The sequence below is a fragment of the Kitasatospora aureofaciens genome, assembly GCF_019192735.1.
GTDB classification, from domain to species: Bacteria; Actinomycetota; Actinomycetes; order Streptomycetales; family Streptomycetaceae; genus Kitasatospora; species Kitasatospora aureofaciens_A.
Window position 1 is genome coordinate 55890 of the sequence record NZ_JAHTKP010000004.1, and the last position, 16227, is coordinate 72116.

The window sequence follows — 16227 nt, forward strand, 5'->3', positions numbered from 1 at the left end:
ACGTCACGGAGGTCGGTGTTTCCGAGGTGATCGGCCGCCGGGCATCGGCGGCGCCCATGGCGGAGGCCGCCTCCGGTGGGGGTGCGGAGGCGGCCTCCAAGGGGGGATGGCTTGGGTGGGGCGCCGGCTCAGGCCGGCAGGCCGACGGCCCGCTCGAGTCCGCGCCGCTGCTGGATCACCACGGCGGCGACCAGCAGGAGGCCCTGGGCGACGTTCTGCCAGAAGCTGTTGATGCCCTGGACGGTGAGGCCGTTCTGCAGCGCGCCGAGCAGGGCGACGGCCAGCAGGGTGCCGCCGATGCCGCCCTTGCCGCCCTTGAGGGCGCAGCCGCCGAGCGCGGCCGCGGTGATGGCCTGGAGCTCCAGGCCCTCGCTGCCGGAGGTGGGCTGTCCGGAGCCGGTGCGCGCGGTGAGGAGGATGCCGGCGACGGCCGCGACCATGCCGGTGAGCGCGTACACCGACAGCAGGTACTTGTTGAGGTCGACGCCGGCCAGCCGGGCGGCGGTGGGGTTGCCGCCGAGGGCGTAGATGTTGCGGCCGATGTCGGTGTACGTGAGCAGGACGTGCACGGCGGCGGCGACCAGGATGAGGATCCACACCATGGTCGGCAGGCCGGCGATCTTGCCGCGGCTGAGGAAGACGAACAGCGGGTCGCCGAGGACGTAGCCCTGGGCGCGTCCGTCGGAGATCAGCTGGGCGACGCCCTTGTACGCGGCCAGCCCGGCCAGGGTGGCGATGGTCGGGTTGACCCGGCCGTAGATGATCACGGCGCCGTTGAGCAGGCCGACGGCGGCGCCGACCAGCACGGCCGCGCCCAGGCCGAGTACCGCGCTGGAGCCGGTGGAGGTGAACACCATCGCGCTGACCACGGAGGCGAGGCCGGCCTGGGAACCCACCGAGATGTCCAGGCCACCGCAGATGATCACCACCGTCTGGACCACGGCGAGCAGCCCGGCGATGGTCACCGCCTCGGCGATCACCTGGATGTTGTTCCAGCTCAGGTAGTTGAGGTTGAGCGAGCCGAACAGGGCGAGCACGGCCGCGAGGGCGAGCAGCAGGATGAGGTTCTGGCCACCGACGGCGTCGAGCAGCGCCCGCGGACCGGTCGGCCGCGCGCGCCCGGCCGGGGCCTGCGGCCGCTGGTCGGCGGTGGCGGAGGGGGTGGTCATCGGGCAACTCCGGTGGTGGCGTCGGTGTCGGTGGTACGGGGGCCGGCGGCGTCGGTGGCACGGGACCCGTCGGCGGCGTCGGCGGATCGGGGCCCGGTCAGGTCCTCCGTCATGGCCAGGGCGAGGATCGCCTCCTCGGAGGCCTCGGCGCGGCCGAGTTCGCCGGTGACCCGGCCGTTCTGCATGACCAGGATCCGGTCGGCCAGGCCCAGGACCTCGGGCAGTTCGGAGGAGATCACCAGGACGGCGACGCCGTCGCGGGCCAGGTCGGCGATGATCTGGTAGATCTCGGCCTTGGCGCCGATGTCGACGCCTCGGGTCGGCTCGTCCAGGATCAGCAGCTCCGGGCGGCGGGCCAGCCAGCGGGCGAGCACCACCTTCTGCTGGTTGCCGCCGGAGAGCGTGCGGACCTCGGTCTCGATCGAGGGGGCGCGGACCCGCAGCCGGTCCGCGTACTCCTGGGCGAGCTGCTTCTCGGCGGTGCGCCGGACGAAGCGCCGGCGGCGCAGCCGGTCGAGGCTGACCAGGGACGTGTTGTCGCGGATGGTGCGGTGCAGGAACAGTGCCTGGGCCTTGCGCTCCTCGGGGGCGAGGCCGAGGCCTGCGCGGATTGCGTCCTTGGGCGAGCGCAGGCGCAGCGCCAGCCCGCCGAGGAGGACCTCGCCGGAGCGGATCGGCGCGTCCCCGGCGAGGGCGAGCGCCAGTTCGGACCGGCCGGCGCCGATCAGCCCGGCGAGGGCGACCACCTCGCCGGCCCGGACCTGGAGGCTGACGTCGTGCACGTCGTCGGTGGTGAGGCGGCGGACGTCCAGCACCACCCGGTCGGTGGCGACGTCCTGGCGGACGAACAGGCCGGCCAGGTCTCGGCCGACCATCAGCCGGACCAGCTCGCGCTCGTCGGTCTCGGCGGCGGGCAGGACGCCGGTGAGGGTGCCGTCGCGCAGGACGGCGATCCGGTCGGCGAGCCGGAAGATCTCCTTCATCCGGTGCGAGACGTAGATGACCGCGATGCCCTGGTCGCGCAGCCGTCCGATCAGGGCGAACAGCGCCTCCACCTCGTGCTCGGAGAGCGAGGAGGTGGGCTCGTCGAAGGCGATCGCCCGGGGCGGCACGGCGCCGGTGAGCGCTCGCATGATCTCGACCAACTGGCGCTGTGCGGCGGTGAGTTCGGAGCCGAGCAGGTCCGGGTCGAGGACCTGCTCGAAGCCGAGCGCGGCCAGGTCGGCGGTGATCCTGCGGCGCAGTTCGGCGCGGTCGAAGCGGCGGCCGGCCCGGCGCGGGAGGCTGCCGGCGTAGACGTTCTCGGCGACCGACACGTGCGGGATGATCTCCGGCTCCTGCGGGATGATCCGGATGCCCGCGCGGCGTGCGTCGGTCGGTGACGAGAGGTCGAGCGGCGCGCCGTCGAGCAGCACCCGGCCCTCGGTGGGGCAATGGTCGCCGCTCAGGATGCGCAGCAGGGTCGACTTCCCGGCGCCGTTCTCGCCCATCAGGGCGGTGACCTGGCCGGGCGGGAACTCGACGGTGACGCCGTGCAGCGCCCGGACGCTGCCGAAGGTCTTGCCGACGTTCTCGGCGACCAGGCCGAGGGCGGGCCGCGAGGACGGTCCGGCCGGCGGCGAGGACGGTCCGGAGGCGGGTCCGGAGTCGGGTGGGGACTCGGGTGCGGTCATTCTTGCCTCACTGGAGGTGCTGTGGAGGTGCTGTCGGGGGTGGTGGTTCGGCACCGTCAGTTGCAGGTCATGCCGGTCGTCTGCCAGGTGGAGGCGTCGACCATGGTGGTGGGGGCGAAGGCCTCGGCGGGGAAGTCCTTGTTGTTCTTGAGCTTGTCGTACATGGTCTGGACGGCCAGAGCGCCGACGTCCTTGCCGTTGATGAACAGCGCGGCCTTCATGCCGGAGGGCTTGCCGCTGGTCCAGTCCTTGCAGGCGAGGTAGGCGCCCAGGCCGACGCCGGCGATGTCGTCGGGGCTGACCCCCGCGTTCTGCAGGGCGGTGACGGAGCCCTGGACGTTCTCGTCGTTGCAGCCCCAGACGATCCAGTGCTTGACGCCGGGGTTGGCGGTCAGCGTGGCGGCGGTCTTGTCCTGGGCGCCGGTGGGGGTGTTGTCCGTGGCGACGTCAATGTTCTTCACCCCGTCGCCGGCCTCGGCGGCGAAGGCGGCCTTCGCGGCCTTGACCCGGTCCCCGCACACGGTCACGTCCTGCTTCCACGCGGAGATGATCCGGGTGTCGGCCGCGTTCCAGCCCGCCTTCTTGAACTCGGCGGCGGCCCGCTTGCCGACCTCCCCGCCCATCTGCTCACCGGAGAACCCGACCCGGGCCACCAGGTCGCCCTTGCCGCAGGCGGCCGGCGCCGGGCCGGTCGCGCAGATCTGGTCGTCCGAGGTGAGCAGGGCGACGCCGGCGTCCTTGGCGGTCTGCACGACCTGCGGGCCCACCGCCGGGTCCGGCACGACCACGATCAGCCCGTTGCTCTTGCGGGCGATGGCCGACTGCACCTCGCCGACCGTCTTGTTCGCGTCGTTGCCCAGGTTCACGACCTTCAGGTCCACCCCGAGCTCGGCCGCCTTGGCCTTCGCCCCGGCCGCCTCACCGACGAAGTACTCCTGGTCGCCCTGCTTCTGCAGGTACGTGAGCGACACCTTGCCCTCGACCTTCGCCACCCCACCGGACGACGACTCCTGGCCGGTCGAACACCCCACCGCACCCACGAGGGACACACAGCCCAGCACGGCGACGGAGAGAACCCGGCTACGACGACGAATGAACATACGAAAGCTCCCGGTCAGGAGAAGAGGTGGAGGAAGGGCCCGCGGGTCGATCCCGCGGGCCCTTCCCGCAGAACGAGCATCGCTTGAATCAAACACAATCGATCAGAACTGAACTTGATCAAACGTGCTCGCACAGGAAACTCCCCAGCCGGGCGTTCGTCAAGGGCCTTCGTCGTGCTCGCGTCGATTCGAGACGTTCCCGTTATCCGCCGGAGCCGAGCGGCTCCGCCCCGCCCGCTCCCACCGCCGGGAGTCGGCGGTCCAACTGGCTTTGAAGAACGGTCAGTTGACGGATTCGGCGACGATCACCTCGCCCACCCGCTCGGCCGCGGCGGTCCGGCGCTCGGCGGACAGCCCGTCGTCGGTGACGAGCACGTCGACCTGGTCCAGCGTCGCGAAGGTGGCCAGGCCGACGGCGTCCCACTTGGTGGTGTCCGCGACCACGACCACCCGGCGCGCGGAGCCGATGAACGCCCGGTTGGTCTCCGCCTCGGCGAGGTTGGGCGAGGTCAGCCCGGCCTCGGCGGAGATGCCGTGGCAGCCCAGGAAGAGCACGTTGACGTGCAGCGAGCGGATCGCCTGGTCGGCCAGCGGACCCACCAGGGCGTCGGAGGGCGTGCGGATCCCGCCGGTGCGCAGCACGGTGGTCCCCACCCCCGCGCCCGGCCCGGACTGCTCGAACACCTCGGCGATCCGCAGGGAGTTGGTCACGACGGTCAGCCCGTCCACCGACGCCAGTTCCCGGGCGACGGCGTGCGTGGTCGTGCCCGCGCCCAGGCCCACGGCCATCCCGGGCCGGACCAGGTCGGCGGCGGCCCGGGCGATCGCCTCCTTGGCCGACAGCTGCCAGGACGACTTCGCCTCGAAGCCCGGCTCCTGGCTGCTCGGGGCGCCGGCCGGGACGGCACCGCCGTGCACCTTGTCCAGCAGCCCCTGCCGGGCCAGGGCGTCCAGGTCCCGGCGGATCGTCATGTCCGAGACGCCCAGCTCGCGGGTGAGTTCGTTGACCCGCACCCCGCCCCGCTGCCGGAGCCATTCGAGGATCATCGCGCGCCGCTGCCGCGCCAGCAGCTGTGCGTTGTCAGTCACGTGGCACTCCTAAGGACGCACGCGGACACGGCCGGTCCGCGGGCGGCACGGCCCGACGGCCCGACCGTTCGGGTGCGTCTGGTGGTGGTGGATCCTGTGACTATACGTGTCCGGTTTCGTCGGGCCTTCCTCGCTGCTCACCGGGCGATCGTCGCGTGCCCGCCGGGTGGACAGGCCGGGTGTGCAGGCCTGGTCGCCGGGCGGGCGCGACCGAAGTCGTCCCACCCGGCGGTGTACAGGCGGTGGCGGTGTCAGGTCAGGACAGGGTCGTCCAAACCTGCCCCGCAGCAGCGGAGTTGGGCTGGTCGGTGACGACCGCGGAGGTGGCCGCCGGGTTGGCGGAGTCCAGCACCAGGCCGGTGGCGACGTTGGTGACGGTCAGTGCTCCGGTGGCGGTGTTCTGGACGACCCGCCACTTCTGGTAGGCGTTGTTCGGGTCGTAGCCGTTGGTCACGTACGCCGCCGCGTCGGCCGAGTTGGGTGCGGTGAGGGTGCCGTGGACCTGCGTGCCGGTGTAGCAGTTGTCGGTGATGCGCACCGTGCCGTCGGCGTTCGCGGCGAAGTTCCACTGCTCCGACGTGTGCGTGTTCCACCACGTGTTGACGTCGACTATCGCACCGTCCGCGGCGCTGCAGGTGCCCTGGACCTCCAGGGCCTCGCCGCCGGTGCCGCCCGCGCCGATCCCGTGGTACCGGCCGTCACCGATGACCGCCGCCGGGGCGAACGCGGCCTGCGGGGTGAGCCGGAACATCGCGACGCCGTGCGGGGCGACCCAGTTGCCGCCGACCGTGCCGCCGGAGGCGACCGTGCCGGTGGCGCCGGTCCACAGCTCCTTGTACGTGTAGCCGCTGCCGGTCAGGCCGAGCGAGGCGAGGCTGCTGCCGATCATCTGCCAGTTGTTCGGGTCCTGGTTCACCAGCAGGACGGCGGTGTCGCCGCCCGCGAGTTGGCGCTTGAGGATCACGGGGGCGGTGCTGCTGTTGGGGGCGGAACCGACCAGGGTGGCGGGCTTGGCGAGCGCGTCCTGGTCGATCCGGATGACGTCGGCGTTCTTCATGATGGCCAGGCTGGAGGCGGTGATGCCGGTCGACCAGGTGGCGCCGCCGTCGGTGTGCTGGGCGTCGGCCGCGGCGCGCAGGTCGGCGCCGGAGATGAGCGGCGAGGCCATCATCGACAGGACCGACAGCTCGGTGCGCGACTCGTCGTCGGTGAACGGCTTGTGGCAGGCGCAGGTGTCGGTGACGCCCCAGGAGCCGTAGACGTCCTGCCAGCCCGCGAACATCATGTCCATGTCGTTCCAGCTGCCCGGGCGGACGTTGCCCGGGTACTGCAACGCCGTCTGCAACTGCCCGTTCCAGAGCACGCCGTTGAGGTCGCTGCCGCGGTCGCCGCCGATCCGGCACAGGTTGGCGACCTGCCCGCACCAGACGCCGGTCGGCGCGTAGCCGGGGGACTGGTACGGCGGGGTGCCGGCGGCCTGGATCACCGGGTCGGTGCGGGCCGGGTCGTTGGCGTTCAGCAGGTAGGGGACGCCCTTGTGTACGGGCTGGGCCGAGACGCTGAGGGCGACCCGGGGCTTGCCCTGGGCGGCGGAGGCGGCGTCGAGGGCGCGCTGGAAGGTCTGCACCCGGGCGTACATGGACTGGGTGAGTTCCCTGCCCTCGCCCTGGGTGTGGTAGTTGTACCCGTCCGGGCCGACGATCTCGGGCCCGTAGGGGCAGTCGTCGTACTTGACGTAGTCGACGCCCCAGGAGACGAAGTCGCTTGCGTCGGTGGTCTCGTGGCCGAGGCTGCCGGGGTGCATCTGGCAGGTGAGGTACGTGTCGGTCCCGTACAGGCCGAACTTCATGCCCTTGCTGTGCGCGTACCAGGCCAGGTACTGGATGCCGTTGACGGTCTGCCCGTTGATGGTGTGGGCCGGGAAGGTGTCCGGGCGCGGGGTGAGGTGGCCGGAGGTGGGGTCGTTGCCGGTGCCGTCGGTGCCGGTGACCGGGTGCCCGGTCGCGTCGTAGAGCTGCATCGAGCCGTACGAGGTCCGCACGATGTCGGTGGTCTGGCCGTCGCGGTGCCAGAGCGACCAGCCGTCGTCGATGGTGACGGTGTTGTAGCCGGCCGCCACCAGGCCGTTAGCGGACATGAAGTCGATGGTCTGCTTGACCTGCTGCTCGGACACGTTGGTGCCGAGCGAGTTCCAGGAGTTCCAGCCCATCGGCGGGGTGAGGGCGGTGCCGTTGTCCAGGGCGGCGGCCGGGGTGGCCGTGCTCAGCGCGACGGCGCCGAGGCCCGAGGTCGCCAGGGCGAGCGACAGCAGCGCGCCGGCGATGGCGCGGGGGCGGCGTGCGGTGGACGGGTGTTGGGTGGACGGGCGCTGGTCGGACGCGTGTTGGCGGGACGGGCGTAGGCGCATGGGTAGGCGCACAGGTGCTCCAAGGTGGGGGCAGTTGGGGGATGCCAGAGCGATCTCGTGTTGAGAGATGTTGAGTAATGTCGGAATCGACACGGATGTGCTCAGGTCTCAACAGGAGTAGGCGCAGGCTAGTGGCTCGCCCCACGCCGACGTCAAGTGACAGGCCCTGCGCCATAACGAGCGGGTATCGGCGCGCACTTGATTGGTCGCCAGATCTTGACGGCCGGGTGAACGTGGCGTTTCCTGGCAGCGCTGCGTTCGATTGCGTTCGCTTCTGAGGGTTTGAACGTTCAAATCACTCATGCCCCCTCACGTCCGCATACCCTCATATCCCACGTCCTCACGTCCCCATCTCCTCCCCCTCTCCCTGGAGCGTTCCTGTGGTCCTCCGTCGTCGCCGCCGGGTCGCCCCCACCGCCACGGCCGGCGCGGCCGCCCTCGCCCTGGCGCTGACCGGGTGCTCGGCCGAGGGGCCCGACACCACGGGCCACGGCCCGCTCGCCATCACGTTCCTGCAGAAGCAGGGCGACCAGGGGTACTTCGTCAACGAGGCGGCCGGAGCCAAGGCCAAGGCCGCCGAACTCGGCGTCGACCTGACCGTCGTCGACCTCGGCAACGACCGCGACCGCGCGCTCAAGGAGGCCAGGACGGCCATCGACAAGAAGGCGCGCGGCCTCATCGCCGTCGTGCCCGACCCGTCCGTGGGCCCCGAACTCGTCGCCCTCACCCGCCAGGCCGGCACCCCGCTGCTCTCCACCGACGACCAGATCTGCGCCGACTACCCCGACCCCGGCGCCTGCTTCGCCAACGGACTCGTCCCGCGCGTCGGCTTCAACAGCGCCACCATGGGCGCCGCGGTCGGCGAACGTGCGGCCACCGAGTACGCCAGGACCGGCTGGAAGACGGCCGACACCTCGATGCTCTCGATCTGGAACAACGACATCCCGGTCTGCCGGGACCGCGTGAACGCGGCGGTGGACGCGTTCTCCGTCCACGCCGGCACGGTCCTGAAGGGCGCGAAGGTCTGGACGGCCAACACCGTCGAGGACGCCCGCCGAAGAACCGCCTACGCCCTCGCCTCCAGTCCCGGGGTCAAGCACTGGGTGGTCTGGGGCTGCAACGACGAGGACGTGGAGGGCGGCATCAAGGCCCTGGGCGACGCGGGCTTCGGGCCGGACAACGTCATCGGCGTCGGCATCGGCGCGTACCTCGCCTGCAAGGACTGGCTGCCCGGCAAGCCCGCCGCGATGCGCGCCGCACTCCTCATCAAGGGGACCGACGTCGGCGCACTCGCCGTCCAGCAGATGGTCGACCGGCTGAAGGACCACAAGGACCTCCCGCGCGAGACCATCGTCCCCGCCACCATGGTCGACCCCTCCAACTGGCAGGCGTCCCGGGTCGCCTGCAAGTGACCGGCCGGTCGTGGCCGAGCGCCACCGGTCGTGGCCACCGGCCACCGGCACCCCGTGCGCCGACCCGCCCGGGGATGATCAGTAGGCTTCGGCAGCGTCCTACCCGGCTCGTTGTGCAGGAGGCCGGGCTGATCCTCGGTACCCAGGAGTCGAACGAGCATGTCCGTGCTGAACAAGCGCCGCAAGGTTCATCTGTCGCAACAGCGCATGGCCGACAGCCCCTTCGGGTCGGTACGGATCAACTACGACCGCTGGCCCACGGTCATCGCCCGTGTGCACGGGGAGGCGATACCGGCCGTCACGGTCATGCCCGACCGCGAAGTCGGCGCCCTGGCCATCAACGGACAGAACGTTCCCACGAAGCGGAACAGCAGAGGCTGGGATCCCCGTCGGAAGGCACGCGGCCGCACGGCCCTCGTGGGCGACCGCGGTTACGAGCTGCGGCCGACCGGGCTGTGCCGGGCCGAACTCCGGCGCAACGGAGCGCTCATCGCCCGGGCGCAGGGCACCCTGCGCTCGTACTCCCCGTTCCGCACGATTCCCGGGATCGACGCCAAGCTGAGCTGGTCGCAGGGCGTCGACCCCACCGACGTCGCGGTGGCTCAGGCGATGGTGGTGGCCTTCGGTGCCGGGGCCCCGGGTGCGCTGGGGAGGTGTTTCCTCTTCTGGCTCGACTTCTTCAACTGAGGACCCGTTCAGCCGACACTTTCCTCAGCCGACGGGGACGGCGTCGGGTCCGCGGTCCTGGATGGCGTGCATGATCTGGGCCGCCCAGTCCGCGGGTCGCTCACGGCCGAGGAGTGCGGAGAGCCGGTCCATGCGCGCGCGGCGTTCGGCGGCAGGGAGAGCGAGGGCCCGGGCCAGGACGGCGCTGAGGTCGTCGGGTGAGCGCGGGTCGGTGAGGAGGGCGGCGTCGCCGAGTTCGGTGGCGGCGCCGGCGTGGCGGGAGAGCACCAGCACTCCCGGTGCGCCGGCGTGGTGAGGGGCGGCGTGGTGAGGGGGGAGTGTGGCCTGGGCGGCGATGAACTCCTTGGCCGTCAGGTTCATCCCGTCCTGGAGCGAGGTCACCCAGAGCACGTCGGCGGCCAGGTACTCGTCGACGACCTCGGCGACGGACAGGCTGCGGGGCAGGTAGTCGACCGGTTGCCAACGTCCGTGCCGCCAACGGGCGTTGACCTCCATGATGCGCTGTTCGAGGTGCCGCCGGGTGGTGTCGTAGGCGGTGATGCCGGGCTCGGGCGGCGGACAGACGAGCCGGAAGGTCAGCCGCCCGCACAGTTCGGGCCGGTGGGTGAGCAGGTGGTCGAGGGCGTCGACCTTCTGGACCGGGGCCTTGGCGTAGTCGAGGCGTTCGATCGAGAGCACCACCTTGGCGGTGGCCCGTCGGGGCTGCGGCCTGCGGCGGCGGGCGAGCTTCTCGATGGCCGACCGGTCGATCCCGAGCGGATGGACCTCCGTACGCGGCAGGTCGGGCGCGTCGAGCGAGCGGCCGGGCAGGCCGCCGGCCAGGGTCCGGCGGAAGTGTTCGGCGAACACATCGGTGTGGAAGCCGGCCCAGTCCAGGCAGGCGAGGGAGGCGCGCAGCTCGGCGGCGACCGGCAGGGTGGCGAAGATCTCCGGGGACGGGAAAGGGGTGTGGTGGAACAGCCCCGTCCTGAGGTCCGGGCGGGCGGCGCGCAGCAGGCCGGGGACCAGCCACAGGTTGTAGTCGTGGAGCCAGACGGTGGCGCCGGGCGCGGCCTCGGCGCTGATGTGTTCGGCGAAGCGTGCGTTCACCGCGCGGAAGTCGGTCCAGGCACGCCGGTCGAAAACCGACCGGTCCGGTTCGGACATCAGCACCGGCCACAGCGTTTCCTTGCAGGCCCGGTGGAAATAGCCGGTCCACCGGGCGGTGCTGAGCGGCACGAGGGACAGCGGCAGTCCGGTGGGGTGCGGGCGGCTGGCCCGCCGGTCGCCGCCGGCCAGGGCGGTGACCCAGATGCCCGGCAGGCCGTCGGTGAAGGCGCTGGTCAGGGTGGGCAGGATGCCGTTGGGGCTGGCGGGCGGCCGCCAGCTCTCACCGTCCCAGTGCATCGGGGGGCGGTGGTAGGCGACGACGTGCGAGTGGCGGCGCCCGGGCCGGTCGTCCGTGTCAGGGATGTCCGTGCAGGGGGCGTCCGTGTCGTTGTCGTCGGGGGAGACCCAGCTCAGGGCCTGGAGCGCCGCGAGGATGCCGGCCGCGCCGCTCCGGCGGGGGCGGTGGACCAGCGGATCCCCGGCGACCGCGGCGAGAAGCGCGTCCTCGGCGCCGTCGACGACCACGGCGTGCGCGCCGAGCCGGAACAGTGACAGATCGTTGAGGGAGTCGCCGGCGACCAGGATCTCCTGCGGCGTCCAGCCCAGCTTCCCGGCCAGGGCCCGGAGGGCGTTCCCCTTGGAGGCCTGCGGCGGCAGGACGTCGAAGTAGCGGTCCGCGGAGTAGACCCAGCCGCAGCCGAGGGCCCGGACGGCTTCGGTGAGCTCGCCCGTGAGCCGGCCCGGGGCCACGTGGTAGGAGCAGCGGCCGTCCTGGACGACGCCGTACTGGTAGGTGAGCGCGGTGAAGCGGCGTAACGCGGCGCGTATGCGATCCGCTCCCGGCCAGCCGGCGCGCAGCTGTTCCTGCAGGGAGTCCACGGGAGTGAAGTCCGTCCCGTCGGCGACGGTGGCGCCGACGTCGGCGATGATCCAGCGCGGTCTCGGGACGAGCGGATCGCGCAACACGTCCCGGACGGACGCCAGTCCTCGCCCGGTGGCGAAGACCACGGTCACCTCGGGATGGTGGGCCAGCGCCTCCCGCAGCCGACGCCGCTCCTCCCGGGTGCCGCCGAGTAAGGTGCCGTCCAGATCGGTGACCAGAATCCTCGACATCCGTCGGACGCTAGCACGATCACTCAGCGCCGTGAAGTGTTCACCTCACCCGTGCCGCGCGCGTTGCCGACCTGCTCAGTACGGAGGTTGCTGCGCCCCGGACGGCCGGCCGAGGCGGTGTGCGAGGTCATCGGCGCGCAGGGCCGCGTCGGAGCCGGGGCCCGTTGTTGCCGCTGCTCCGCAGATCACGGCCGCGGTGAGGCAGTCCGGCAGGCTCCAGCCTTCGAGGAACCCGTGCACGAGGCCGGTGTTGAAGCAGTCGCCGGCTCCTGTGGTGTCGATGGCCTCCACCGGAACGGCCGGGACGTCGTGGCGCTTGTCGTCCCGGACGGCGGTGGCGCCGTCCGCGCCGCGCTTGACCACGAGGGTCGGCACCAGCCGGGCGAGTTCCGCGATCGCGTCGTCCAGGTCGGTGACGCCGGTCAGGCGCAGGGCCTCGGCGGCGTTCGGCGTGAAGACGTCGACCAGTGCGAGGACGCGGCGAACGGCCGGGTCGTCGAGGGTCACGGGAGTGTCATGGCAGTCCATGACCACGCGCGTGCCGAGCTGCCGCGCCGCACGGGCCACCGCCACCATCTCGTCGTCCCAGCGCAGTTGGGGAAGCATCAGCACCCGCGGGCGGTGCCGGCGCAGCAGCGGGACGAGCGACTCGGGATCGACCGGGTCCTGGTAGCTGACCATCGCCCGGTCGCCGGCGAACGACATTGCGACCGTCACGCTCCGGACGGGGAACGGGTGGTGGCGGAACGCGGCGTCGTCCAGCCCCTCCCGCCCGGCGCAGGACAGGACCTCACCGCTGAAGACGTCCGTGCCGAAGTCCGCGCTCCACAGCACTCTGTGCCCGAGCCGGTGCATCCCCATCGCCAGCGTGTACGCGCCGCCGGGCACCAATGCGAAGCCGTCGGCGAACACCTCACCGCCCGGCTGCACCGGCCGCGGCAGACCGTGGAACACCAGGTCCGCGAAGTACGCGCCGACAACGAGCACTTCGCAGGGCCGCACCGCTCCGTTCGTCTCCATCCGGTGAGCATAGGGGCAGCTGCGATAGGTTGCCCGGAGGTTGGACGGCTGCGGTGCTGCGCGGAAAGCACACGGAGAGGGAGCTGACGGCGTTGAGCAAGAGGACAGTTGCGATCTTCTCCCTGGGCGGAACCATCGCGATGACCACCGATCCGGCAACCGGCGGAGTCGTACCGGCCCTGTCCGCCCAGGAACTCCTCGATGCCGTCCCCGCCCTGCAGGATCTGGACGTCGACCTGCGCGTCCACGACTTCCGGCGCCTGCCCGGCGCGTCCCTCGGCTTCGACGACCTCCACGCGCTCTCGGACGCCATCGCCGAAGCCTTCCGGGCCGGCTGCGACGGAGCGGTGGTCACCCAAGGCACCGACACCATCGAGGAGACCGCCTACCTCCTCGACCTCCTGCACACGGGCGATCAGCCGATCGTCGTCACCGGAGCCATGCGCAATCCCACACAGCCCGGCGCCGACGGCCCGGCGAACATCTTCGCAGCTGTCATCACCGCCGCTGAGCCGGTAATGACCGGTGCCGGCGCCGTGGTCGTCCTCGGCGACGAGATCCACGCGGCCCGCAACGTCCGCAAGTCGCACAGCACCAGCCCGGCCGCGTTCGCCTCCCCGGCCACCGGACCCTTGGGCCGCCTCTACGAGGGCCGCGTCCACCTCCACGGCCCGCTGGCCCCGCGCGCCGCCTTCCCTGGACCGCTGACCGACCCGACGCCCCGCGTCGGCCTGTACACCGCGACGCTCGGCGACGACGGCGGCCTCCTCGCCACGATGGCCGAGGCCTGCGACGGACTCGTCATGGCCGCCTTCGGAGTCGGCCACGTCCCGCAGCGCTTCGTGGCCACCCTGGAGGGCGCCGCGTCCCGAATCCCCGTCGTCCTCACCAGCCGCATCGGCAACGGCCCTGTGCTGGAGGCCACTTACAGCTTCCCCGGCTCGGAGAAGGACCTGCTCGCACGCGGCCTGATCCGAGGCGGCCACCTTGACGCCTACAAGGCCCGGCTCCTCCTGCAACTCCTGCTCGCCCAGGGGCGGAACACGGACGCGATCGCCGCCGCCTTCCGCGCCGTGGCCTGCTGATCCCCAGGGTCACACGGCAGCCGTCACCAGCTGTCGGTCAGGGCGAGGTCGGGGTGAGGGCCCATTTCTTTCCGTCGTAGCAGTAGCCCGGTGCGCCCTGCAGGCCCGCGGTGCGGAAGGGGCGGCCGTGGTCGTTCACCGGCAGCGTTCCCTGCTTGTCGCCGCTGCTCCACACCAGGTCGAGGGTCCAGGTGACGTCCTGGGAGCGGGTGGTGGCGTCGATGTTGAGCACCTGGGGGTCGGTGTCCGAGACCCGGTAGGGGAAGTTCGTCGTGGTGGTCTTGACGTTGCCCTCCTGGGCCGGGACCGGCACGGCCCGGGGTGCCGACGCGTCGAGGTCCACGGCGAAGGCTGCCGGGGTGAGGTCCCCGCCGCAGCCGCCGCCGGGTGTGTAGGCGGTCCACTTGGGCGCCGGCTGGGTGCTGACGACGTGTACGTAGATGGCCGACAGGACGACGGCCGTGGTGGTGGCGCCCTGGGCGGTCAGCTGCAGGCGCAGGTGCCCGGCGGGGACGGCGTGTTGGGCGGCCGCCCAGCTCTCGGTGCCGGCGGAGGTGTCCGGCGGCGGGGCCACCTGGCCCGGGGCGCGGGCCGACAGGAACCACTGGCCGCAGGGGCTGCCCCAGTTGTCGGTCAGGACGTTGACGTGGAAGGGCGCCGGGTTGTCCTCGGCCGGCGGCGAGGAGGAGGGGGCCGAGGTGGTTGGGGCCGACGGGGTGGGGGTTGCGGTGGTGGGGGTGGGCGACGGGACGGGGGAGGTGGCGCTAGGGGAGGGGCTCGCCGGGGCCGTCGTGGTGACGGCGGCCGCCGACGGGTCGGCGATCGGCGTGGCACTGCCGTGCAGGACGAACGCCGGGACTGCGGCGGCCAGTCCGGCCACGGCCACCGCGCTCAGCAGCACCCGGGTACGCGGCCGCCCCGGCCGGCGGCGTCCGGCCTCGGTCGACGGGGCCACTGCCTGCACCGTCTCCGCCGCCTCCTCCGGGCCCGACTCGGGCTCCGGTGCCGGCACCGACGCAGGTTCAGGTTCAGGTTCAGGTTTAGGTTCCCGTGCCGGTTCCGGCGCCGTCGCCCCGCCCGGCTCCCTGCGCCGTGCCGCGTCCGCCAGGATCCAGCGGCGGTGCAGCTCGACGAGTTCGCCGTCACTGGCCCCGCACGCCCGGGCGAGCCGCTCCACCGGAGCGTACTCGCCGGGGACGGCGGCGCCGTTGCAGTAACGGTGCAGCGTGGAGGTGCTGACATGCAGCCGGGCCGCGAGAGTGCCGTAGCTGCGGCCCGAACGCTCCTTCAGCTCCCGCAACATCGCCGCGAACTCGTCGGTCTCCACGCCCATGTCCTGCGTCCCCCTCACCGTGGTCCGGCCCGGCTCCCCGCCGAACCCGCAGTTCACGGTACCTGCTGCCGCTCCAGGATCCCGAATGCGCGGGCGGAGGGAGAGCAGCCGCGGGCCCGGTCCGGACACGGCGACGGCCCGTTCCCCGAGGGGGAGACGGGCCGCACGGTGCTGCCGGTTCCGCGCCCGGAGAGACGCGGTGTGCTCAGGACTGCCGGTCGGCGGCGGACATGGCGGAGGCCGAGTCCCCGACGGTGCTCCGGTACAGGCCCAGCTTCGGCTTGAGCACCTTCGCGCCGGCGAGCGGGAAGTTGAGCGTGTCCGCGGTGGGCATGTGGTCGCCGTCGGCCAGCACGTTCAGCTGGTCGACGCCGGGCGCGGTTCCGGTGGCCGCGCCGCCGGGGTTGAGGTCGATCACCGCGTACGCCGTCTGTCCGGCCGCGACCGGGTAGGCGGGGGCGCCGCCCAGCCCGCCGGGGATCAGCGGCTTGACGTCCTTGCCGCGGTCCGCGGAGTGCGAGTCGCCCAGGCTGACCAACGGGTAGTAGCTGAGGCCGCAGGCGCTCGGGCCCTGGTTGTGCACCTCGATCACCCGCTGGGTGGGCGCCTCGGGCCGGGCGGTCACGCGCACCGACAGCTTCTTGCTCTCGCACGGGTGGGTGTAGGCGTAGGTGTCGCTGTCGGCGCCGCTGCCCTGGGGCGCGCCGCCGGCGGGAGAACTGGGGTGTGCCGGCGCCGGGGTGGTGGGGTGTGCCGGCGCGGCGGAACCGGGGCCGGCCGGGGCTGCCGCACGGGAGGCCGACGCGGGGCCGGCGGTCGGCGCGGCGGCAGGGGCGCCGGTGGCGGCCGGGTCGGCGGCCTGGGTGTGCTTGGCCGGCTGCGGGTCGCTCGTCACGTCGCCGGGCTGGCAGGCGGTGAGGGCGAGGGCGGCGCCGACGGCGAGGGTGATCGGGGCGAACAGCGAACGACGAATGGACATGGCGGATTCCCCGTAAGAGCGATGGACGGAAGGAAGGCTTTCGGCGCCACTGGCGGAGGCCACCAATGGGA

At 72.3% G+C, this 16227-nt stretch carries 12 protein-coding genes; 3 read left to right on the forward strand and 9 right to left on the reverse strand.

Going from position 1 to position 16227, the window contains the following annotated elements:
* Positions 1 to 128: 128 nt before the first annotated feature.
* From KV557_RS05900 to KV557_RS05920, 5 genes are all read right to left on the reverse strand, one after another.
* Complete coding sequence (locus KV557_RS05900) at positions 129 to 1169, reverse strand: ABC transporter permease (protein ID WP_218198660.1); 1041 nt, start codon at positions 1167 to 1169, stop codon at positions 129 to 131.
* Positions 1166 to 2842, reverse strand: a complete 1677-nt coding sequence (locus KV557_RS05905) for a sugar ABC transporter ATP-binding protein (protein ID WP_218198661.1) — start codon at positions 2840 to 2842, stop codon at positions 1166 to 1168. The genes KV557_RS05900 and KV557_RS05905 overlap by 4 nt, the downstream gene beginning before the upstream one ends.
* A 56-nt stretch (positions 2843 to 2898) precedes the next feature.
* Positions 2899 to 3942, reverse strand: a complete 1044-nt coding sequence (locus KV557_RS05910; RefSeq protein WP_218198662.1) for a substrate-binding domain-containing protein — start codon at positions 3940 to 3942, stop codon at positions 2899 to 2901.
* Between the two features lie 282 nt (positions 3943 to 4224).
* Complete coding sequence (locus KV557_RS05915; RefSeq protein WP_218198663.1) at positions 4225 to 5031, reverse strand: DeoR/GlpR family DNA-binding transcription regulator; 807 nt, start codon at positions 5029 to 5031, stop codon at positions 4225 to 4227.
* A 256-nt stretch (positions 5032 to 5287) separates the two neighbouring features.
* On the reverse strand, positions 5288 to 7450 hold the full coding sequence (locus tag KV557_RS05920) for an alpha-galactosidase (protein WP_218198664.1): 2163 nt from the start codon (positions 7448 to 7450) through the stop codon (positions 5288 to 5290).
* Positions 7451 to 7818: 368 nt separating this feature from the next.
* On the opposite strand from KV557_RS05920, the gene KV557_RS05925 reads away from it, so the two are divergent.
* Both KV557_RS05925 and KV557_RS05930 read left to right on the forward strand, forming a co-directional pair.
* Positions 7819 to 8850: a substrate-binding domain-containing protein gene (locus tag KV557_RS05925; RefSeq protein ID WP_218198665.1), complete on the forward strand. Its 1032-nt coding sequence runs from the start codon at positions 7819 to 7821 to the stop codon at positions 8848 to 8850.
* A gap of 159 nt (positions 8851 to 9009) precedes the next feature.
* Positions 9010 to 9537, forward strand: a complete 528-nt coding sequence (locus KV557_RS05930) for a hypothetical protein (protein ID WP_218198666.1) — start codon at positions 9010 to 9012, stop codon at positions 9535 to 9537.
* Between the two features lie 24 nt (positions 9538 to 9561).
* Here KV557_RS05930 and KV557_RS05935 read toward each other — a convergent pair whose 3' ends face one another.
* Positions 9562 to 11739 (reverse strand): HAD-IIB family hydrolase, encoded by a 2178-nt coding sequence (locus KV557_RS05935; RefSeq protein WP_218198667.1) that lies wholly within the window; start codon positions 11737 to 11739, stop codon positions 9562 to 9564.
* Positions 11740 to 11814: 75 nt separating this feature from the next.
* Positions 11815 to 12759 carry a carbohydrate kinase family protein gene (locus KV557_RS05940; protein WP_256176999.1) on the reverse strand — a complete coding sequence of 315 codons (945 nt, stop codon included), beginning with the start codon at positions 12757 to 12759 and terminating at the stop codon, positions 11815 to 11817.
* 92 nt (positions 12760 to 12851) lie between these two features.
* Here KV557_RS05940 and KV557_RS05945 point away from each other — a divergent pair, with 92 nt between their 5' ends.
* Positions 12852 to 13844 (forward strand): asparaginase, encoded by a 993-nt coding sequence (locus tag KV557_RS05945; RefSeq protein ID WP_256177000.1) that lies wholly within the window; start codon positions 12852 to 12854, stop codon positions 13842 to 13844.
* A gap of 37 nt (positions 13845 to 13881) precedes the next feature.
* On the opposite strand, the gene KV557_RS05950 is transcribed toward KV557_RS05945, so the two are convergent.
* Both KV557_RS05950 and KV557_RS42250 read right to left on the reverse strand, forming a co-directional pair.
* Positions 13882 to 15177, reverse strand: coding sequence for a helix-turn-helix domain-containing protein (locus KV557_RS05950; RefSeq protein ID WP_218198669.1), 1296 nt, complete (start codon positions 15175 to 15177; stop codon positions 13882 to 13884).
* A 205-nt stretch (positions 15178 to 15382) separates the two neighbouring features.
* Positions 15383 to 16156, reverse strand: coding sequence for a DUF4232 domain-containing protein (locus KV557_RS42250; RefSeq protein WP_256177001.1), 774 nt, complete (start codon positions 16154 to 16156; stop codon positions 15383 to 15385).
* Positions 16157 to 16227: the final 71 nt, after the last annotated feature.